General features: G+C 48.1%; 19 protein-coding genes and 1 CRISPR repeat array. Of the genes, 6 read left to right on the top strand and 13 right to left on the bottom strand.

Translation table 11 applies throughout. From position 1 onward, the window contains the following. A partial coding sequence (locus AS151_RS22185; protein ID WP_211517600.1) for a Ycf66 family protein occupies window positions 1-624 on the bottom strand: 624 nt, incomplete at its 3' end. A 215-nt stretch (window positions 625-839) separates the two neighbouring features. On the opposite strand from AS151_RS22185, the gene gndA reads away from it, so the two are divergent. From gndA to AS151_RS13445, 4 genes are all read left to right on the top strand, one after another. Beyond that, window positions 840-2,255 (top strand): NADP-dependent phosphogluconate dehydrogenase, encoded by a 1,416-nt coding sequence (gene gndA / locus AS151_RS13425; RefSeq protein ID WP_071517567.1) that lies wholly within the window; start codon window positions 840-842, stop codon window positions 2,253-2,255. Window positions 2,256-2,577: 322 nt separating this feature from the next. After that, a complete protein-coding gene (locus AS151_RS13435; protein WP_071517569.1) occupies window positions 2,578-3,246 on the top strand; it encodes an NfeD family protein in 669 nt (222 codons plus the stop codon). Window positions 3,247-3,284: 38 nt separating this feature from the next. Then, window positions 3,285-4,679 (top strand): SPFH domain-containing protein, encoded by a 1,395-nt coding sequence (locus AS151_RS13440; protein ID WP_071517570.1) that lies wholly within the window; start codon window positions 3,285-3,287, stop codon window positions 4,677-4,679. Continuing rightward, the gene (locus AS151_RS13445) at window positions 4,676-6,220 is read left to right on the top strand and encodes an SPFH domain-containing protein (RefSeq protein ID WP_071517571.1); all 1,545 of its coding nucleotides are present in this window, start codon (window positions 4,676-4,678) and stop codon (window positions 6,218-6,220) included. The genes AS151_RS13440 and AS151_RS13445 overlap by 4 nt, the downstream gene beginning before the upstream one ends. Before the next feature lie 590 nt (window positions 6,221-6,810). Beyond that, window positions 6,811-6,988: a CRISPR direct-repeat array (repeat unit 37 nt; unit sequence GTTTCCATCCCTTAGAGGGTTTAAGAGGAATTTCGAC). A 413-nt stretch (window positions 6,989-7,401) separates the two neighbouring features. On the opposite strand, the gene AS151_RS13450 is transcribed toward AS151_RS13445, so the two are convergent. From AS151_RS13450 to AS151_RS13490, 9 genes are all read right to left on the bottom strand, one after another. Then, window positions 7,402-7,944 carry a GNAT family N-acetyltransferase gene (locus AS151_RS13450; RefSeq protein ID WP_084639583.1) on the bottom strand — a complete coding sequence of 181 codons (543 nt, stop codon included), beginning with the start codon at window positions 7,942-7,944 and terminating at the stop codon, window positions 7,402-7,404. A 205-nt stretch (window positions 7,945-8,149) separates the two neighbouring features. After that, on the bottom strand, window positions 8,150-9,070 hold the full coding sequence (locus AS151_RS13455; protein WP_071517583.1) for an NAD(+) kinase: 921 nt from the start codon (window positions 9,068-9,070) through the stop codon (window positions 8,150-8,152). Window positions 9,071-9,198: 128 nt separating this feature from the next. After that, window positions 9,199-9,510 carry an NADH-quinone oxidoreductase subunit NuoK gene (gene nuoK, locus AS151_RS13460; RefSeq protein ID WP_071517573.1) on the bottom strand — a complete coding sequence of 104 codons (312 nt, stop codon included), beginning with the start codon at window positions 9,508-9,510 and terminating at the stop codon, window positions 9,199-9,201. Between the two features lie 44 nt (window positions 9,511-9,554). Then, window positions 9,555-10,169 carry an NADH-quinone oxidoreductase subunit J gene (locus AS151_RS13465; protein ID WP_071517574.1) on the bottom strand — a complete coding sequence of 205 codons (615 nt, stop codon included), beginning with the start codon at window positions 10,167-10,169 and terminating at the stop codon, window positions 9,555-9,557. Window positions 10,170-10,311: 142 nt separating this feature from the next. After that, window positions 10,312-10,944: an NAD(P)H-quinone oxidoreductase subunit I gene (ndhI, locus tag AS151_RS13470; RefSeq protein ID WP_071517575.1), complete on the bottom strand. Its 633-nt coding sequence runs from the start codon at window positions 10,942-10,944 to the stop codon at window positions 10,312-10,314. 48 nt (window positions 10,945-10,992) lie between these two features. Continuing rightward, a complete protein-coding gene (nuoH, locus tag AS151_RS13475) occupies window positions 10,993-12,111 on the bottom strand; it encodes an NADH-quinone oxidoreductase subunit NuoH (RefSeq protein WP_071517576.1) in 1,119 nt (372 codons plus the stop codon). 466 nt (window positions 12,112-12,577) lie between these two features. Next, window positions 12,578-13,723, bottom strand: coding sequence for a citrate synthase (locus tag AS151_RS13480; protein WP_071517577.1), 1,146 nt, complete (start codon window positions 13,721-13,723; stop codon window positions 12,578-12,580). Then, complete coding sequence (sixA, locus tag AS151_RS13485) at window positions 13,720-14,211, bottom strand: phosphohistidine phosphatase SixA (protein WP_071517578.1); 492 nt, start codon at window positions 14,209-14,211, stop codon at window positions 13,720-13,722. The genes AS151_RS13480 and sixA overlap by 4 nt, the downstream gene beginning before the upstream one ends. A gap of 215 nt (window positions 14,212-14,426) precedes the next feature. Further along, window positions 14,427-14,630, bottom strand: a complete 204-nt coding sequence (locus tag AS151_RS13490; RefSeq protein WP_139240656.1) for a hypothetical protein — start codon at window positions 14,628-14,630, stop codon at window positions 14,427-14,429. Between the two features lie 8 nt (window positions 14,631-14,638). Between AS151_RS13490 and ppk1 the strand changes: the two genes are divergently transcribed. Next, window positions 14,639-16,810, top strand: a complete 2,172-nt coding sequence (gene ppk1 / locus AS151_RS13495; RefSeq protein WP_071517580.1) for a polyphosphate kinase 1 — start codon at window positions 14,639-14,641, stop codon at window positions 16,808-16,810. A 181-nt stretch (window positions 16,811-16,991) separates the two neighbouring features. Here ppk1 and AS151_RS13500 read toward each other — a convergent pair whose 3' ends face one another. Both AS151_RS13500 and AS151_RS13505 read right to left on the bottom strand, forming a co-directional pair. Then, window positions 16,992-17,183, bottom strand: coding sequence for a hypothetical protein (locus AS151_RS13500; protein ID WP_071517581.1), 192 nt, complete (start codon window positions 17,181-17,183; stop codon window positions 16,992-16,994). Between the two features lie 102 nt (window positions 17,184-17,285). Beyond that, on the bottom strand, window positions 17,286-18,071 hold the full coding sequence (locus tag AS151_RS13505) for an MBL fold metallo-hydrolase (protein ID WP_071517582.1): 786 nt from the start codon (window positions 18,069-18,071) through the stop codon (window positions 17,286-17,288). Between the two features lie 163 nt (window positions 18,072-18,234). On the opposite strand from AS151_RS13505, the gene AS151_RS13510 reads away from it, so the two are divergent. Then, window positions 18,235-19,722 carry a TldD/PmbA family protein gene (locus tag AS151_RS13510; RefSeq protein ID WP_071517584.1) on the top strand — a complete coding sequence of 496 codons (1,488 nt, stop codon included), beginning with the start codon at window positions 18,235-18,237 and terminating at the stop codon, window positions 19,720-19,722. A 39-nt stretch (window positions 19,723-19,761) separates the two neighbouring features. Here AS151_RS13510 and AS151_RS13515 read toward each other — a convergent pair whose 3' ends face one another. Next, on the bottom strand, window positions 19,762-21,105 hold the full coding sequence (locus AS151_RS13515) for an OB-fold nucleic acid binding domain-containing protein (RefSeq protein WP_071517585.1): 1,344 nt from the start codon (window positions 21,103-21,105) through the stop codon (window positions 19,762-19,764). Window positions 21,106-21,725 lie beyond the last annotated feature (620 nt).

Raw genomic sequence — 21,725 nt, forward strand, 5'->3', positions numbered from 1 at the left:
CGACTCGCTAGTCGTTTCTTCTGGTGTTTCCGTTGCTGTTTCTGCCGTCGCTTCCGACTCAGCCGCCGACTCGCTAGTCGTTTCCGTTACTGGTTCTGCCTCTACTTCTGGAGACACTTCTGTTGCTGGCGTTTCTGCCGCCGATTCTGTCTCAGTAGTGGTTTGTTCGGTAGAAGTTTCTGGGGTGGGAGTGGTTTCGGTTTGAATCTGGGTGGTTTCCGGTTGCAAACTGGTTTCTGGCGCCGTCTTTTCTGATTTCGTGTCTTCTACAGTTGGGGTTTCGGATTCCGTTAGCGTCTGCGTTTCTGTTTCCGTCTGGGAAGAGGTAGTTGTGGTTTCCTCAGTTTGGGAAGTGGATGCGGTTTCGGGAACCATACTCAGCTGCCTTCTGAGAACCACAATTTGCCAACCCAACCAGCCAATCAAAGCAATTGCTGCCGTTTGTCCCAATAATACTGTACCCGTCATTTGACCGGCAGCAAACCACAAAACCACAGCATAAAACAATCCCACACCACTCCAGATAAAATCCGGCTTGCGGTGGAGTTGGGGGAAAAAGAAAGCTGCCAGATAGGCTGCCAAACTTGTCAAACCTAACGCGATCGCCAGAAGATAAGCCAACATATCTCAAGTTCCTCCTGAAATGTACCCTAAAACCTCAATTTCCACTTTACGGGAAATATGGTTTCGTTAAAAGTCAATCTGTGGTTGTTGGCTGCCGGTTTTCCCCATCTGCGTTCCTTTGACAGGGGAATCTTTATATCTTTTTTCACAGGTTCTCCCGTCGATCGAGCTAGGCTAGAAACCAATGCACCCTACTGTATTCAGCATAAAAGTTTATGTCCCAGCAACAATTTGGTCTGATTGGCCTAGCCGTTATGGGGGAAAACCTGGCTTTAAACGTAGAAAGTCGCGGTTATTCTGTAGCCGTGTACAATCGTACCCAGGCCAAAACCGACGCTTTCATGGAAAATCGCGCCCAAGGCAAGCAAGTCAAACCCACCTATTCCCTCGAAGAATTTGTGGGGTCTTTGGAACGTCCGCGCAAAATCCTAATCATGGTGAAAGCGGGTTCTCCGGTGGATAAAGTCATCGAACAACTCAAACCTCTGCTAGAACCTGGCGATATGATTATCGACGGCGGCAACTCCCTCTACGAGGATACGGAACGTCGCGTTAACGAGTTAGAAGCCGAAAACCTACGATTTATCGGCATGGGCGTAAGTGGTGGCGAAGAAGGTGCCTTACACGGCCCTAGCTTGATGCCTGGGGGAAGCAAAGCAGCTTACGAGGCTATTGAACCCATTGTAACCAAAATTGCTGCCCAAGTAGATGACGGACCCTGCGTTACTTATATTGGACCCCGTGGTTCCGGTCATTACGTGAAAATGGTTCACAATGGCATTGAGTATGGGGATATGCAGTTAATTGCCGAAGCCTACGATTTGCTGAAAAATGGCGCGGGGTTGAACTACCAACAACTCCACGAGGTGTTCCAAGAGTGGAACCAAACGGAAGAATTAAATTCGTTTTTGATTGAAATTACGGCGGATATTTTTACGAAAATGGACCCGGAAACCAAAGAACCTTTGGTGGAGAAAATTTTGGATGCTGCCGGTCAAAAAGGAACGGGTCGTTGGACGGTGGTGAATGCTTTGGAAATGGGGATTCCTATTCCTACTATTACGGCGGCGGTGAATGCACGCATTACGTCTTCTTTTAAGGAAGAACGAGTGGCAGCGGCGAAGGAACTATCGGATGCAACCGGAAAATACGAAGGCAATGTGAAGGAATTTACCAACAAGGTCCGGGATGCTTTGTACTGTTCTAAAATTTGTTCTTATGCCCAAGGAATGGCTTTGTTGGCGGCTGCTTCTAAGGAGTTTGAATATAATCTCAATCTCAGCGAAACGGCAAGGATTTGGAAAGGTGGTTGTATTATTCGGGCGGGATTTTTGGATAAGATTAAACGCGCCTATCAAGACAATCCCGATTTGCCGAATTTGTTGCTAGCGCCGGAATTTAAAGAAACTATTCTGCAGCGCCAGCAGGCTTGGCGGGATGTACTGGCAACGGCAAATCAATTGGGAATTCCAGTGCCGGCTTTTAGTGCTTCTTTGGATTATTTTGATAGTTACCGACGTGCGAGGTTGCCGCAAAATCTCACCCAGGCGCAACGGGATTATTTTGGTGCCCATACCTACCAAAGAGTGGATAAAGAGGGAACGTTCCATACGGATTGGATGAAATTGTAAACAATCATACCGTTGATTCGTGAGAAGCGATCGCTTGAGGGGGCGATCGCTTTTTTCATGAAGTTTCCTAACAGTAATCTATCCGCTTGGGGGAAAGCTTCTTTACAAATTCTTTACGAACGTTGGCATGGCTGGCATTCTCTGCCAAAATAAGAGAGCAATTGATTCCTGGCGCTTGGGAGATCGCCAGTTACGATCTTTTCAATTCAACGAGTGGGATCGACCGAACGCAACGCGATCGCTTTCCTGGTTTTTGCCAAGCTTCCATCCCCCCCCAAAACGCCCCTTTGCCAAACCTTTTGCAAAAGTTTGACCCGGTAAAATGCTTGTATATATCGTTTGTTTTGTCGTTGGTGGCATCTTTGTTGCGCTATCTGCCTTTGGTGGCTTGGAAGGCTTCGACTTCGATTTTGACATGGATGCCGATGCCGATGCCGATTTCGATGCCGATACCGATGTAGACGACGTGGATTTTGGCACCCATGCCGGCAAAAATTCTGAAAATCAAAACCGCCGTTTGTTTGCCCCCCAAAAACGCCGTCGTTTTTGGTTGCCTTTCTTCAGTTTTAAATTTTGGACGTTTGCTGTTTGTTTCTTTGGCTTAACGGGGATTATTTTAGAACTTTTAGAACCCAATATGGCACGCTGGTTGGTTAACACCATTGCCGTTGCCATTGGCGTTGTTTGCGGTTCCATGATGGCTTGGTCGCTGCGCATTTTAGGCGGCAACCAAACCAACAGTGTGGTGCATTCCGACGATTTGGTGGGATTGGTCGGCAGGGTAGAAATTCCCTTTGACGCCAACAGCCGCGGCAAAATTCGGCTGAATGTCAAAGGGTCGATGGTGGATTATTCCGCTTATACCGAAGAGTCTGCTGGCTTCCAACGCGGCGACCAAGTGTTGGTTGTGGGTATGGAAAATAACCGCGTTTGGGTCGTTACTGTCGATACGTTGGAAGGCAATAAAAATCCTTTACAAAATAACCCCTGAAAAATTTTTCTGATTTGGAAAAATTGGGAAGTTGAACTATGAAAAATTTTTGGAGAAATGAAACTCAAGTAACCAAGGTAGAGGTGGCGGAAGTTTTGCCGGCAAAACCTCTGCTGGCGCAAACCAACAACAGTCAGTCAGCTGCTGGCAGCGTCGCGATCGCGATTTTAATTTTTGCTGCCATCGTTACCGTGTGGTTGGTCAATGCAGTAGTCCAAATTTGCGATCCCAATAAAATTTTAATTATCTCCGGTCGCAAATACAAACGCGAAGACGGCCAAACTGTCGGTTATCGGGTGATTGACGGTGGTCGCACTTGGCACATTCCCATTTTGGAAACCGTGAAAACCATGGATTTGACCACCATGCCAGTTTCCATCGAAGTGACCAACGCCTATGCCAAAGGGGGAACACCGCTGAACATTCAAGCGATCGCCAACGTCAAAATTTCTCGGGATTGGTCTTTGGTAGGTAATGCCATCGAACGATTTTTAGAACGCGATCGTCAAGAAATTGCCCGCGTTGCTAGGGAAACCCTAGAGGGAAATCTGCGAGGCGTCGTTGCTACCCTCACCCCCGAACAACTCAACGAAGACCGGTTGCAATTTGCCGAACGCATTTCCAACGACGTCAGCAACGACCTCGCCAAACTCGGCTTGCAGCTAGATACCCTGAAAATTCAAAGCGTTTCCGACGAAGTGGATTACCTCAACTCCATCGGTCGGCGTCAAATTGCCAACATCATCCGCGATGCGGAAATTGCCGAATCCAACGCCATTGCCGAAGCGGAACAGGTAGAATCCGACTGCAACCGCCAATCGGAAGTGGCACAAACCCAAAGCCGTACCTCCGTACAAGAAAAAGAAAACGAACTGCGACGCATTAAAGCAGAAGTAGAAAAACAAGCACGCATTGAAGAAGAACGCACGCAAAATGCGGCTGAAGAAGCCAGAGCCCGAGCACAACAGGAACTTCAGGCAGCGCGCTCGGAACTAGAGCAAGCACGTTTGGAAGTCGAACAAGTATTGCCCGCCCAAGCGCAGCAACAAGCACAAGAATTGCAAGCCAAAGGAGAAGCTGCCAAACTGGCGGAAAACGCTAAAGCATCTGCTCAAATCAACGAAATGCTAGCACAAGTCTGGCAAGAAACTGGCGTCGATGCGTCCCAACTGTTTCTGGTGCAACAAATGGAAACCATTTTGCGGGAAGCGGGCAAAGTTCCCGGTCGCCTACACATGAAGCGTGTGGATGTAATCGACAACGGCGATGGCAAAGCGATCGCTTCCCTCCTAAACGCCTATCCCGAAATGGTGCGCCAATTCTTAGAACAATCGGAAAAAACCTTAGGCATTCAACTATCAGGGATTCCCGCATCGCAAACAAATAAAGCACAAAACAACGGCAATAAAGCAGAGGAGTCGGAACCGTCATGAACTTATTTTTCCTCGTCCTACTAATCCTCTTTGGGGCAAGCGGCAGCATTGTTTTGGTAATTAAAAACCTATACTACATCTGCCAACCCAGCGAAATTTTGATTTTTGCCGGTACCCGCCATTCCATCGCCGAACGCCAACGCATTGGGTATCGCTTGGTCAAAGGTGGTAGCAGCATTCGCAAACCCCTACTAGAAAAAGTCTTCCGCATGGAACTGACCAACATGATTATCGAGTTAAAGGTCACCAATGCCTATTCCAAAGGGGGCATTCCTCTAAAAGTTGACGGGGTAGCTAATATCAAAGTAGCCGGAGAAGAACCCACCATCCACAATGCCATCGAACGATTGCTGGACAAAAGTCGCGAAGAAATCGAAAAAATTGCGCAAGAAACTTTAGAAGGAAATTTGCGGGGCGTTTTGGCAAGTTTAACCCCAGAACAAGTGAACGAAGATAAGATGGCATTTGCCAGAAGCTTGTTGGAAGAAGCCGAAGAAGACTTGGAACGCCTGGGGTTAGTATTGGATAACCTGCAAATTCAGAATATTTCCGATGAAGTCAATTATTTAAATTCCATCGGACGCAAACAACGAGCAGATTTGATGCGCGATGCCCGCATTGCCGAAGCCAATACCAAGACAGAATCGGCTTTGCAGTCTACCGAGAACAACAAAAATACTTCCCTGCGCAAAATCGAAGCACAAATCGAGATGGCGCGGGCAGAAGCCGAACGCCGCTTGCAAAACGCCCTCACCCAACGGGAAGCCGGCATCGCCGAAGCGGAATCGGAAATTGCCGCCGAAGTGGCGCGAACTCAAGCAGAACTGGCGGTACAGCGAGAACGCCGCAAACAGGTGGAACAGCAGCTACAAGCAGATGTGGTTGCCCCTGCCGAAGCAGAATGCAAACGCGCCCAAGCCGATGCCAAAGGGCAAGCAGCTAGTATTATAGAAGATGGCAAAGCCCAAGCGGAGGGGATTCGCCAGTTGGCAGAATCTTGGAAAGCTGCCGGGGAAAATGCCCGGGAAATTTTTCTATTCCAGAAGTTGGAACCCCTGCTACAAAATCTGGTGGGAACCATTCCCGATGTGGATGTGGAAAAAGTCACAGTGGTCGATCCGGGAGGCGGCAGCAGTGCCACTAAGCTAGCCTCGTTTATGGAACAGTTGCGTCAGACAACGGGCATCGATTTGGTTAATACGGTGCAAAGTTTCGGTCAAAACGGGGGCAGTAACTGGGATGCCCAAAGCAGTCAAGACAGTGCTGCCATTGCCGATGTCAGCAGTATTCCCACCGGCGATACCAATGAGGATTTGCAGAGGGAAGTGCAGCAGCAAATCGAACAAATTACCGAATCGAATCCCTACCACGAAGCGGTAGAGGCGGCTTTGGAACGTGCGATTCAAAACAATCCGCGCCTAAAACGTCGCTTGCGCCGGGCATTACAAGTCGGCGGCGAGAAAACCTTAAAGGCAATTTTTTCCCATCCTTTGGTGGATATTCCTACTAGTACGATTCGCGCTTGGATCGAGACAGATTAGGGGTTGTAGACTCAATCAATCCTATTGCATTTGGTTTTTAAAAATTTTTCCAAACGGACAGCTACTGTTCCGTTTATTCTTTTTTGTTGGGTGCCCTTTATCAAAAAAAATGGATTTTTGTCAAGCTACCGGCGAAGAGGTTTTTGACTACACCCGAAGAATTGGGAAGCAGCGATCGCGGAGTTGTCGAACGCCAATATGGGACTTTGAAGCTCAGAATTCGCCGTTGGGGGTAATTTTGACAACAAAAACCCATGTTATACCATTTAGATGGTTTTAATATTTTAGCCTATTGGCTGAAAAGACGCAACTCCGTATTTTATTGACATTTATTTTCAACTAAAACAGTCCCCCAAACCGCCAATTTTTTGGAATTTGATTGAAATTGTAAAACTTATACCGGGGAACGATTAGTCTGCTTAAATGCAATTCCCTGCCAGGCAAAATGGCAACTGACATCATCTATCCCAAAATCTTATCCTTTCCTAATGGGAATTTTGCTTCTATTTTTTCCAAACAATATTATCGCTATTTTAAAATATTTTTTTAGAACATGTCCTTGTTTTAAGCAATCAAAATTTGTATTTAAAGTTTCCATCCCTTAGAGGGTTTAAGAGGAATTTCGACTTTTCGGTAGAGGAAATACGCTGGGAAGATTTGCGTTTCCATCCCTTAGAGGGTTTAAGAGGAATTTCGACATTTGCGTTCAATCTATCGAGCGCTACTTGGAGGTTTCCATCCCTTAGAGGGTTTAAGAGGAATTTCGACCGCGATCGCCTCAAAGCCTTGCGATCTGTAGTTTTCCAGGTTCGATTGCGACATTGAATTCAATTTTAGTATTTCAAAAGGGAAGACCCCCGCCAGCCAAAATCGCCAAAACTTAGACACAGCAAGCTTTCCAGAAACTGCGACGGTGACCGAACACCAGTGAGAAGGTTCCAAACCAGACCCCATGGGAGATTCAGCTGCATTTTTCCGACCGTCAATTTCAAACACCCACCCATCGTCGCACCTCAACCAGAAAATGCCGTATCGCCACCAATACCTTTCAGCCGCCACCAACCAAATCAAATCGAATCCGATCGCACATCGGTTCCATCAACTTCGTCCAGCGCAATTTCTTATATTGTAGCCCTTACCATGAAAACCACAACCTTCAATATCGCTTCTGAGTAAGCACTTCACCCCGACAAACACTTTTCCAACACCAAAAAAGCATAACAATTTTCATCAAAAACGCGATCGCCGTGGTAGCCAACTATCCGGTCGTATCCCCGACGCCACCAAAACCGAATCGCCGGCCAGTTTTTCAAAGCTACTTTCACTCGTATTTGACGATAGCGATCGCGATCGAGATTGGCAACCACACCAGCCTCAATCTCTCCACCGTATCCTCGTCTTTGCCAGTGGGGATGAACTTCCAGCGTTCCCCACCAAACAGTTTCCGCCGTAGGATAACCGAAATACAAATCCAACCAAGCTATAGGTTGGTCGCTGGTTTTGCTTCTCACTGTCTGCAAGAAATAATTTTCCCACCTGCCACCCGGCGGCAAATCCCCATCGCGCAGCATTCGTTCCATGACTCCTGCCGTTGATTCCCCCAAACGACCTTCCCACCCAGCAATGTAGTGGCACTTTTCCAAAATATCTTGTAAATCCGATAGGTCCTTGGGCACGGCACCAGCAATATACAATCGCTCTGTTGCCCATTGTGTTGGTATCATAGCAAAAGATTGACAAAATCCTTCGCCTATCCTATTATAAAAATAACTTCATTGGCGAAAACTTTATAGAATTAGGCAAAAAGTAAAATTTTTTGCTGGTAGCTTGATGTCGGGGAAAGTTCGTTTAAAGTTCTTTCGCTCAAACATCTAGGCAGCGCCAAAATAGTATTTTGTTTGTACAAAATACCAACAAAATAACAACAAACTATCCCTTGCGACCGTTTTGGTAGCGAAAGCGAGCACCTGCCCATTGCAATTTGTCGTGCAAGATTTGATAGTAGGAATAATTTTCTCGCAGGATAATAAACTTGGCTTGGTAGTTCGCCATGCAAACATCTAGTCGCTGTCCTGGTAACATAGATGTAGCCAACACCCCATCGGACCACAATTTCATATTGGTTTCGTAATCGCCCAACGGCCAAATACTTACCACAGACCCAGCAGGTAAGATAATCGTTCGACTGGACAAACTCAAAGGACAAATGGGCGTTACCGCGATCGCATCCATCCCAGGATGCATAATCGGTCCGTTAGCCGAAGCCGTATACCCCGTAGATCCAGTGGGTGTGGAAACAATCAACCCATCTCCCTGATATTGGTCCACCACCTGGCTGTCTACTTCCATTTCCAAAACCGCCGTGGGAATGCGATCGACAGACGCAGGTTTCACGCACATCTCATTCAAGCAAAAAAAGCGATCGCTTATTGGTTCTTGATTGTGGCCATCGCCTTCAAAGACCCTCGCTTGTAGCATCATGCGTCGTTGAACCGCATAGCGATCGCTCGCCAACCGTTCCCAAACCTTTTGCGTATCCTGAAAAACATCCACCGGTTCCGTCAAAAATCCCAGATGACCCCCCACATTCACCGCCAAAATCGGAACATCTTCCGCCGCCAACTGACGGGCAGCCGCCAACGCCGAACCATCTCCCCCCAACACCACCGCCAAATCGATTTTTTGCGTCGCCGAAGCCAAAAAAACTGGATAGGGATTATCTTTAGGACCACTAGGACCCATTAAAACATGACAGCCCAACTCTTCCAGTTCCCGCGCACACTTTTGCGCCGACTTTTGGCTTTCCTCGTCTCCTGCTTTATGGGCAATAATAACCTGATTTAATTCCACAATATCGCCAGTCTTGCCACCAAATGCAACAACAAAAAAGAGCAAGCCAGCAGCTACCAGCTTGCGGTTCTATTGTATCGTTTTCCTGGATGGTTCCCAGCAAGCCGATAGCTGACAGCTAGAGGTGGTTACCACTTCAACAGATTAAACTGCTCCATATCAATGGTATTGCGGCTGCGATAAATCGCCAAGACAATCGCCAACCCCACAGCCGCTTCGGCGGCAGCCACCGTAATCACGAAAACCGTAAACACCTGACCTTTAATGCCCTCGGGGTCAATAAAATTGGAAAACGCCATCAAATTTAAATTTACAGAATTCAACAAAAGTTCGATGGACATCAACACCCGAACAGCATTGCGGCTGGTAATCAGACCGTAAATACCAATGCAAAATAAAGCCGCAGCAATCAGCAAGAAATATTCCAGTTGCAGTTCCATAATGGGTCTTCGCTTGCAAACAACAAAATCAACTCATTTCCAGGCTATTCCTGAGTCGGCGTACTTTCAGCAGCACTGCCTACCAACTCCCGCGGCCGTTCCGGCAATGTGTACACATCGGTTTCCCCTGCAGCCGGTTTTTGTTCGGGAATAAAATCACGACGGGCAATAATAATCGCCCCCACCATAGCAATTAACAGTAACACGGAAGCCAATTCAAAAGGCAGCAAGAAATCGCTAAAGAAATGCTTACCAATGGTCACTGCAGAATTAACCGCCACCGGGGCACTGGAAATGGTCCAAGGAGTGGATAGAATCGTAGTCGCCAGCAGAGCAAACAAGCCCAAACTGACCGCCGCCGTGGAAACAGGACGAATCCATCCCCGGGTCAGCGGCGGAAAACTTTCCCGCTTGTTTACCAGCATAATGGCGTAAATAATCAAAACGTTGACTGCCCCCACATACACCAACAATTGAGCAGCAGCCACAAAATCAGCATTCAGCAACAGGTACATCCCCGCCATGCTGACCAAAACGCCACCTAGCAAAAAGCCGGAATAGACAATATTCTCCAGCAAGACCACACCAATGGCCGAACCGATAATCATGAAAGTTAGCAGGGCAAAAGCAACCAGTTGAACCCCTTCGGCTATAGTCACCGTATCTCCTCTCCTTACAAACTTGCGTTACGCGGACGGAAATCGTCCTTCGCCTGGGTATAGGATACCAACCATAGGGGCGAAGGACGTAGCGAATGGTAGCAACATCTAACGAACTAGATAGCTCAAGCTACCATCTTCTTTAGTTCGTTTCGTTGCTAGAATCGGAACTTGCAGAGGTTTCCTCTTCTTGCTGTTCCATTTGTTCCAGAATATATTCTGGACGGGAACCAGCTCTGGGTTTTTCCAAAGAGACGTTGTGTCCGTCTGTTTCCCCTTTGGGTAGGTAAGCCAATTCTTTGATCGGCGTTACCATGGGGTCATCGGTTACCTTGTAAGGCAGGCGACCCAAAGCCACGCTATCGTAGTTCAGTTCGTGGCGATCGTAAGCTGCCAGTTCGTATTCTTCGGTCATGGAAAGGCAATTGGTGGGGCAGTATTCCACGCAGTTGCCGCAGAAAATGCAAACGCCGAAGTCGATGCTGTAGTGTAGCAGTTTCTTTTTCTTGGTTTCCCGATTGAACTCCCAGTCAACTACCGGCAAGTTAATCGGACAAACGCGGACGCAAACTTCGCAAGAAATGCATTTGTCAAATTCAAAGTGAATGCGTCCCCGATAGCGTTCGGAAGGAATCACCTTTTCATAGGGATATTGTACGCTTACCGAACGCCTTCCCATGTGGTCGAAGGTTACCGACAAACCTTGACCGATGTATTTGGCAGACTGAAAAGCGCCTTTGGTGTAGTCGCCAACTTGTTTGAGGAACTTTAGCATAATGTCATCCTCTGGCAATTGTGTTTACAATCGGAAATAGGGCAAAAACTACCCGCCGAAGGCTACGGGAAAGGCTAATTTCAAGCCAGCGGTGAGTAGCAAGTTAACCAGAGCAATGGGAAGGAGGAATTTCCAACCCAAATCGAGCAGTTGGTCGATGCGGACCCGGGGAACGGTCCAACGTAGGAGCAAGGCCAGAAAGATAAAGAAGAAGGCTTTCAGCAGGACCATAGTGACGCCGAGGATGCCAGAGAAGATTTGGAAAAACGGCGAGGTTTCGCTGACCCCAATCCATCCGGCAATACTTTCGACCGGTACGAAGAATTCCCAACCACCGAAGTAGAGAACCGCGACCAGTAGCGAAGATAAAATTAAGTTGACGTAGGAAGCGAGGTAGTACAGCGCAAAACGCATTCCTGCGTATTCGGTTTGGTAGCCGGCGACCAGTTCTTCTTCCGCTTCTGGTAAGTCAAAGGGCAAGCGTTCGCATTCTGCTAAAACGGCAATCCAGAAGATGATGAACCCGACGGGTTGCCGCCAAACGTTCCAACTGAGAATGCCGTAGCCGGCTTGCTGCTCTACAATGTCTAGGGTGCTGAGACTGTTGCTCATCATGGCAATGGCTAGCACAGCCAAAGCCAGGGGAATTTCGTAGCTAATGGATTGGGCGGTTGCGCGCAAACCCCCTAGCAAAGCGTATTTGTTGTTGGATGCATACCCAGACATCAGCAAGCCGATGGGTTGCAAGCTAGAGAGGGCAATCCACAGAAAAATGGCAACGCCGATGTTGGAGAGAATTAAGTTTTCCCCGAAGGGAACGAACATGTAGGAGACGAACACCGGCAGAATGACGATAATCGGTCCCAGGGTAAAGAGCAAGGCATCGGCTTTGGCGGGAACGATGTCTTCTTTGACTACCAGTTTCAATCCATCTGCCAAAGACTGCAACATTCCCAATGGTCCTGCATATTCGGGACCGTAACGCTGCTGGACTGTGGCGGAAACTTTCCGTTCTTGCCACACAACCACCAAAACGCCTAGGGTTGCTGCTATTACCAACAGCAACATGGGAAACGGCATCCACATGACTTTGGCCGTGCCTGATGGGATGCCGAAGCTTTCCACAAATTGAATGAAACTTTCTCTAAGGTCGATTCCTGAATTCATAAAAATTGCTCGCTCTCAAGCAGATCCTTCTATTTTATCTAATAGGCGAATTGAGAAAATTGCAAACTTTCCCGCAGGTAGATCGAAATACCTGAGGCAATGGAGAACCACGGCCAAACAAGACCGGCGAACAATGTGCTGCTGCCTTCCGATGGAGGGAGGACACGGTTCGCTCTGATAACCGCATGCAGGGGATTCTACTTGCAGACGTTTTACGATCGCTTTTGGGTGCGGTTTTAGCGATACCAACGCCGGGGGAGTTGGTTTTCCTTAGGTATTTTCTACATAATTTAGCGTTTTCGGAAAGTGTCTTCCTAGGGGACAACGATAGAGATTGATTATCGATCGATCCCCTTGTCCCTTATGAGGCACTCCATCGGGGCAGCGATCGCAGAAAAATTAGGAAATTCAAAGGGATGCGCCTGCATTGTAAACTTTTTTTTCACTCCCTGGGAACCAGAAACAGCTACAAACTTCTCTCCTCTAGAGGCAAATATGGCTGGTTGCGCTTGCCGACGTAAATTTGCGTGGGCCGGTAAATGCGGTTCTCCCCAAGCTGTTCCCGCCAGTGGGCCAGCCAACCCGCCGTCCGCGCGATCGCAAAAATTGGCGTAAACAAATCCTGGGGAATCCCGAGCTTCCTATACACCAAACCGGAATAAAAGTCAACATTGGGATGAATCCCTTTTTGGCCCAGCTTCTCGGCCACCACTTTTTCCATTTCTAAAGCAATTTCGTAGTAGCGATCGGCACCAAACTTCTCAAACACTTGCTCTGCCAGCTTTTGCAAAATTTTGGCCCGGGGGTCTTTCACCTTGTACACCCGGTGACCAAACCCCATAATTTTCGATTTTTTGGCAATACACTCTTCCACAAACGGACGGACATTCTCCACCGAACCAATCCTTTCCAGCATCGCCAAAACTTCTTCATTGGCCCCGCCATGCAAAGGACCGGCTAGCGTTCCCACCGCTGAAGCAATCACCGCATAGGGGTCGGTCAGTGTGGAAGCCGTTACCCGTGCCGAAAAGGTAGAGGCGTTCATCCCATGTTCGGCATGCAACATCAAACACACATCAAACACCCGCGCCGACAGTTCGTCGGGTTCCTTTTCGGTCAGCATGTACAAAAAATTCGCCGCATAGCTGAGGTCGTCGCGCGGTTGAATGGAATCGTTGCCGTGGCGTAGTAGCTGAAAGGCTGCTACCATGGTGGGAATTTTGGCCAACAATCGTACCACCGCCGCACGGATATAGCTGGGGTCGTCCAAAACCCGCCGGGAATAAAACAATCCCAAAGCCGCTGCCGAAGTTTGCAACGCATCCATGGGATGGCCAGATTCGGGGAAACATTTCATCATATCCCGAATGCGGTATTTAATCCGGCGGTGTTCCCGTACTTCCGCTTCAAACGCTTCCAAATCGTCTGCTTGCGGTAGGTAACCCCAAATCAATAAATAAGCCGTCTCCAAAAAATGGCTTTTCTCGGCGAGTTCTTCAATGGGAATGCCGCGATACTCCAGCAATCCCTCTTTGCCATTGACACTGGAAATGCCAGAATAGGCAGCGGTAATCCCATCGAGTCCTGGTTTATATTCACAAGTTGTGGTCATAGTAGAAATTTCGGTGGAACTAACAGAAACATTGTGCCTTGACCGAGGGGAGAAACGCGATTCTCCACGGAAACCCCAATGACACCGGCTTTTTTTAGTACCAATTTATCTTGTACTTGTCCCCAAATTATCTGTTCGGCCCAGTGTCCCAAGTCTGGTTCGTGTCCGACCAAAGCAATGCTTTGAACGTCTTTCCCTTCTTCCTCCGATAGCCACTGAATCCATGCGCTTATGTTACCACCAGGCGCGAGAGGCGCAAACTCTAACATGGGTTTGCCTAGTTTGGCTTCTTGCAGAATTTCTGCGGTTTGTTTGGCCCGCACTAGGGGACTGGTTAAGATACAATCGAACTGGCAATCGCTTTCGGCTAGGCGTTTGGCTACCTTCTGCGTGCGTTTGATGCCTTTGTCTGTAAGCCATCGTTCGTTTTCGTCGATTCCTGGCTGGCGTTCGACGGCGATCCCGTGACGAATGAAATACACCTGCATGCACTACCTCCCTGAACCTTTTGCCAACGACGCTGTTTTGATTTTTTGAAGATTTTTTGAACTCGAGAGTCCGTCAGCACCCCCGGCTGAAGCACGGGGGGGGTTCATGCCTCCAGCTTTAGGTAGCTGACTAGCCTCAGTCTTAACGAACTGACTACGTTTTTAAGGTGAAGTTTCGATACAATTGCGCCGAAGGACCCTTGGTGTCTGCGGTACTACCGCCAACCATACCACGGATCGATACTAGCAAACCAAAAGCCACGGCAGCGCTCTCGGTTGAGCGTTGGCAGCTGTTTTTTGCAGCCACCTGCGATCGCCCAACCGGCAAAATCTCTTCTTTTTTCCGGCTGAATTTTATAGTACTGACACCGAATTTGCAGTTTCTGCGATCGCTCATTTGTAGACCAATGGAGTCCCACAGACAGCCATGACCAAAAAAGCCGATAAAAAAAACGCCAGCAACCAAACCGAAACTCTAGAAGTTCTCAATTTGCGCGACCCGCAATATTACTTCAACCGCGAACTCAGTTGGTTGGAGTTTAACTATCGCGTCCTGGCGGAATCTCTAGATCCTCGAACGCCTTTGTTAGAAAGGCTCAAGTTCTCTGCTATTTTTAGTTCTAATTTAGACGAATTTTTTATGGTTCGGATTGCCGGTTTAAAAGAACAAGTGGAAGCCGGTGTTTCCAAACTAACCCCTGACGGTCGCACGCCAGAACAGCAACTTTTAGATATTCGCAATCGCCTCTACAGTATGGTGCAGCAACAGCACCAGCATTTCCAACAGGATTTGCGGCCGCAAATGGCAGAGGCGGGAATTCATTTGCTCGATTACATTGACCTCAACCAGGAACAACGTACTTATTTACAACAATATTTTGAAGAGCAAGTTTTTCCCGTTCTAACTCCTCTGGCGGTAGACCCCGGTCACCCTTTTCCTTTTATTTCCAATCTCAGTTTAAATTTGGCGGTGGTTGTTAAAGACCCGGAAACCAATAAGGAGTCTTTTGCTAGGGTCAAAGTTCCCAAAGTTTTACCCCGTTTTGTGCCTTTACCGGAAAATTTATATCAAAACAATAGCCAATGGATGGGGGTTCCTTTAGAACAGGTTATTGCTCACAATTTGGAAGCGTTATTCCCGGGGATGAATATTCAAGAATACCATCCTTTTCGAGTGACCCGCGATGGGGATATTTACCTGCAGGAACAAGAAGCTGACGACCTGCTAGCTGCCATCGAACAGGGATTGCGCAAACGCCGTTTGGGGGGGGATGTGGTGCGTTTGGAATTGCAATCTACCATGCCAGAAGCTATACGCAGTACCCTGATGAAAGAGTTGGGATTGGCAGAAAAGGATGTTTACGAGGTGGAAGGGTTGCTGTCGCTGGTGGATTTGATGGATTTTCTCAAATTGCCTTTGCCAGAGTTGAAAGACCCTCCTTGGTATCCAGCGACACCACCGCGGTTGCTTTCTTCAGGGGAATTGGAAAATGCACCTACCCAGCAGGATGTAACGCAAGGGAAGGATATTTTTGGCGAAATTCGCGATCGCGGCGATGTTTTGGTTCACCACCCCTACAATCCATTTACCACAACGGTACAGCGATTTATTACCCAAGCTGCCGCCGATCCCAACGTTCTAGCAATTAAGATGACTTTGTACCGAACTTCGGGGGATTCTCCCATCGTTCAGGCGTTAATTTCTGCGGCTGAAAATGGCAAACAAGTGGCAGTTTTGGTAGAGTTAAAAGCACGTTTTGATGAAGAAAATAATATCAATTGGGCGCGGCAATTGGAAAAGTCTGGCGTTCACGTGGTCTATGGATTGGTGGGATTGAAAACCCACACCAAAGTGGCTATGGTGGTCCGCCAGGAAAACAAACAAATTCGCCGCTACGTTCATATTGGTACGGGAAATTACAATCCCAAAACTGCTACCCTCTATACTGATTTAGGCTTGTTAAGCTGTCGCGAAGATTTGGGTGCCGATTTAACCGATTTATTTAACTATCTAACTGGCTATTCCCGGCAGCGTTCCTATCGTAAATTGCTGGTAGCGCCAGTCAACATGCGCGATCGCTTTCAAGAGGCGATCGAACGGGAAATCGAACATTGCCGCCAGGGAGGCGTCGGTCGTATTGTGGCCAAAATGAATGCTTTGGTAGATGCCAAAATCATTTCCCGCCTGTACGAAGCTTCCCAAGCTGGCGTTCAAATTGACCTCATTGTCCGCGGAATTTGCTGCCTGCGACCCGGTTTGGAAGGCATTAGCGATAACATCAAAGTTATCAGCATCGTCGGACGTTTGTTGGAACATTCCCGCATTTTCTACTTCCACAACGGCGGCAACGAAGAAGTTTACATTGGTAGTGCTGATTGGATGCCGCGCAATTTAAATCGCCGCGTAGAATGCGTTACCCCCGTGGAAGACCCCAATATCAAAAAACAACTGCAAGAAATCCTGGGAATTATGCTTTCTGACAACCGGCAAGCTTGGGAGTTGCAACCGGATGGCAGCTACATCCAGCGGCGTCCGGAAAGTGACGAGGAAGAACGTTCTTCCCAACGCATTCTTATGGAAATGGCGGGACAAGAATAGCTGGCATTTCTGAAAATATAGGGGCGAATGTTGATGGTTCGCCCCCAAAATCGATGTTCAAACTGCCTTTTTCTCCCCCATACGAAATCCCTACTATCAAGAGGGAATCAGTTGAGGTGATGTTGGTGGTTTCTTTATTTCGGAACTTCCCGGAAAGGAGAGGAAATTAACGAATTGGAAATTAATTGTTTTCCCCTTGTTGGTCTTGTGGGAAAGTACGATTTAACTCTTCCAACAAATCGTCCATTTCTTCCAATGCCTGGTTGACGTCAATGCGTAAAGTTCCCAAATCGGGTCTTTCCAAAAGCTGAACCAGACATTCCCGTTTGCTTTCAATAGTTTGAATGCGATCGCGAATATTTTGTAAATCCATGAATGCGTTTCCTTGACAACAATCTTGACAGCAATCAATTCAACCAGCGAGGCAGAAAATCTTCTCTATTGTATCTCGAAACCTCTCTAGAAATCCTACCAACTACGATACGGGATTGGCTGGTGGTTTTTCCAACGGAACTTCAAATTTGGTCCCCGGTTTCGGTTCGATGACCTTGGTGGTAAAATTTTTCTGTGCCAAAAGCGATCGCACATCAGCAGCCGATCCTTGAGCACGCAATACCGACATTAACGCACCTTGAAAATCAATATCGCCACCGGCAGCCGTTGGCAAAATCACCTGCGGTTGCAACAGTTCCGCCGCTTTCACCGTACTTTCCATTCCCTTAATCACCGGTCCCAAAATCGGAATCGATAAATTCACCACCGGCGTTACCACCACATCCACCGGCGCAAATTCCTTCAGGGACTCATCGTGATAGCCGTGGGGTTCGTAATACAGTTTAACGCCTGTTTGCACCTCCCGCAGCAGATACCCATTTTCTACTAACATAGGACCAATGGGAGAACCGGGAACAGCACGAATTTCCACCGTATTGTTCAACGTATAGCTTTGTCCGTGTTCCAGCGTTTTAATTTGCTTGTACCCCAACTCCCGAACCACCTTGGTCGCATTTTCGGAAGCCACCACCGGAATATTACGATCGAGTTCTTTCAACGTCGGCGGATGCGCGTGGTCTTCCAATCCTTGGGAAAGTAGAATCAAATCGATACCATCGGGAATCGGTCGCGGCTGGCGGCGGGTTCCTTTAAACAACCACGGAAGGTTGCCAAACACCAAAGGACCGACCAACCAAGGGTCCAGCAAAATCCGCTTGCCAGACAGTTCCAACAGCCAAGAGTTGCTATCAAGCCAAGTTAGGTACATACAGAACCTAGAAAAACAGTTGCTTCTTGCTTCTATTTTAAGCAGTTGTTACAAATTTTTACTTGTTACCGGAGGCAACCGGTGGTGGCGAAAAATTGCAAATTTGGGTAAAGATATAAAATATCTACCTATATTAGCAATCTATCCCCACGAAAAAAAACCTATGGTACAAGTCGCCACCAAAACCTCCCCACCGGAACTCGCCACCCTCGCCGTGGACTTGATGCGGCAGTTGGGATGCGAATACGGCGAAATTCGTGTTGCCTCCTACCGCCGCCAGACTCTAGAAGCGAGGGACCGTTCTTTAACCAATCTTGCCGATAGCGTCAGTTCTGGATTTGGGGTTCGCGTTCTGTATCAAGGCGCTTGGGGATTTGCCGCCAGCCACCACCAAACCCCAGAAGCCATTACCCAAACCGTTAATTTAGCGATCGCAATTGCCAAAGGTAGCCGGCTAACGCAACAGGAACCAGTTCGTTTGGTTCCCGTACCAGCTTATCGGGATAGCTACGTAACTCCCATCGCCATCGACCCCTTTAACGTTCCCGTTAGCGACAAAGCACAGCTACTATTACAAATTAACGAAGGATTGCTGAAATATAGCGATCGCGGCGTCAAAAAAGCGCATTCATTTCTGCAATTTACCCGGGAAGAAAAAACCTTTGCCTCCACCGAAGGTTCCCTCATCCAGCAAACCATCACCCGAACCTACCCCGGATTTAGCTGTACCACCATTGCCAACGGCGACGCGCAAACGCGCAGCTACGACCGCCAACCCCTGAATTTGGGATACGAACACGTACAGCCAGAGGATTTGCTGGCCAATGTAGACCGGGTGGCGCAAGAAGCCATTGAAAAAGTACACGCGCCAGAAGGACCAAGCGACCAACGCTGCGATTTAATCCTCAAACCCACCAATTTATTCCTCACCATCCACGAATCCGTCGGACATCCCACAGAACTCGATCGCGTTTACGGCTACGAAGCCAACTTCGCCGGTACCAGCTTTGCCACCACCGACCAATTACATACCTTGCAATATGCTGCACCTTGGGTCAATTTTATCGCCGATCGCACGCAACCAGGCGGTCGCAGTACCGTTGGCTACGACGATGAAGGGGTACCAGCACAACAGTGGTACGTTGTCAAGGATGGTATGTTGGTCGATTATCTCACCGACCGGGAAACCGCCTATCGCCTGGGAAGGGAAAGCAGCAACGGCTGTGCTTATGCGGATAGTTGGTCCAGCGTTCCCATGGTCCGCATTCCCAATTTGGGATTGGAACCGGGTCCGGAAGGGGGTTCCCATACCGCTACCTTAGAACAAGCGATCGCGGATACGGAAGATGGCATCCTCATCGACGGCATTGGCAGTTTTTCCATCGACCAGCAACGGCGCAATTTCCAATTTGGCGGCGATGCGTTTTGGCAGGTAAAAAATGGCAAAGTGGTTGGCATGTTAAAAAATGTTACCTACAGCGCCACCACAACGGAATTTTGGAATCAAGTGGATGCCATTGGACCCGCTTCCGAACGCATGCAGTGCGGTACCAATATGTGTGGCAAAGGCGAACCCATTCAAATTGCGCAAATGACCCACGCTTGCGTACCAGTGCGAGTGCGGGATATTTTTGTGGGGCGATCGCGGTAATATATAGAAGCATGGGAGCGTGGGCGTTTTGAATTTTCTTTAGTTGGAAATTAGAGGCTGCAGGCGTGCGGGAAATCCAGCCGATTCTAACGCGCGTGCAGCTGATTCTCCCGAACTCACTTGATATTGGCTGCCAAAACGGACGAACTGACGTTGGTTGTTGGCGGAAACGACGGCGACTACGGGGATTTTGGCTTGCTCTTTTTCGCCGCGATATTCCTGCAAAATGGTGCGCAGGCGGTGTTGTTCTTGCATATCCCCAGCTTGTAATGGGTTCAGTTCCACCATCAACATCTTAACTTTTTCAATGGGTTCCACATCTTCGATAATTAGCTGAGTGCGATCGTCTCGGCGGTCGATTTTCCCCCAAACCATGAGGGAATCGTCGGTATTGAGGAAAGATTGTACCCGTTCGTAGGTTTTGGGAAAGACCACGCCTTCTGCTTTGCCGGTGAGGTCTTCAATTTGGATAATGGCCATGCGATCGCCTTTTTTGGTGGTAATGGGTTTGATGCTGCTAAGCATGACAATGGCACTAATGGCCGCCTCTTCTGGCTGTTGTTCCAAATCGCTGAGATTGGTTGGTCCTAACAGCCGCGACGATTGCATGGCGGATTTGAGGGGATGGTCGGAAATATAGAATCCTAACAGGTCTTTTTCCAGGCGTAGTTTCTCTTGCGGCGTGAAATCGGCAACTTCGGGTGCTTTGGGTGCCTGTTCCAAGCCTTTTTTCTGGGGTTGTTCCTCTTGGGAATCGCCAAATAGGTCGAAAATACTTCCTTGACCGCTGGCACGGTCTTTCGCGCGCGTATGGGCCCAGTCTATAACATATCCCAAATCTTCCAGCAGTTGGTGGCGGTTGCTGTTTAAACAATCCATGGCACCGCATTGGATGAGGGATTCCAAGGCGCGGCGGTTGACGGTTCGCAGGTCCACGCGATCGCACAAATCGGCTAAATTTTGAAAAGGACCATCTTTTTCTCTGGATTCTAAAATGCACAAAATCGCCGCATGACCGACGTTGCGGACGGCGTTTAGTCCAAACAGAATTTTACCGGATAGGGGGGTAAAGTCTACGCCAGACCGGTTGATGTCTGGGGGTTCTACGGCTATCCCCATGTTTAAGCAGGTGGCGATGTAGCGTTGGACTTTATCCTGGTTGTCGCTGTTGGCGGTTAGCAAAGCCGCCATGTATTCGATGGGATAGTTGGCTTTGAGATAGGCGGTCTGATAGGTGACGTATCCATAGGCCATGGAGTGGGATTTGTTGAAGCAATTCGAGGCTATTTCCCCACTCGCCAGTAGGAAGTTATGGTCTTTCTCTACGCCGATGTCGTAGACGTTTTGGACTCCCAGGGATTGCCGTCGGACGATTTTGACCAAGGTTTCTCTCTCCCAATTCGTTGATGGCTTGCCGATGGTATCCATTGTATAGCGATCGCTGGGGATGTTGGAAAGTGGGTGAAGATGGGAAATTTTAGCAATAACTCATAAGCGAGAGGGGAATGGCCCCACCGCTAAATGCAATTTTTTAGCAAAAACTCATGAAATACTTTAGCAAGTTTGCAAATAAATGCAATTTTTTAGCAAAAAGATACAAGAATAACAGAATTTTTTCAAAACCCCTTGACATTAAAGGCAGCAATACCTACAATCAATAATATAAAGAAAAGCAAGCGAGGGAAACGAAATTCGGGAAAGAAAATAATTTCTCTTCGTTGCTATCCTTGTTTTCTTCAACCTCTCTGACAGTCAAATGTCCTTGTTTGTAACTGTTTGTCCGCAAGAAATTAGGCTTATGCCTGTGGGTATAGGATATTTGGCTACAGAAAGAGCGTTTTATATTGATTTTTGTTTCACTTTTTGAGGAAATACCCATGGTTGCATCAGTCGAACAAGTATCTGCCGAACAAACGATCCGCCAAGCCAACTGTGCGGAATGCCTGACCCGCGATTGTCCTTTAAGCGCCAGTGCCAATTCTCCCGTTACCGTTTGCAGTAGT

It is taken from the genome of Geitlerinema sp. PCC 9228 (assembly GCF_001870905.1).
Taxonomy (GTDB): Bacteria; Cyanobacteriota; Cyanobacteriia; order Cyanobacteriales; family PCC-9228; genus PCC-9228.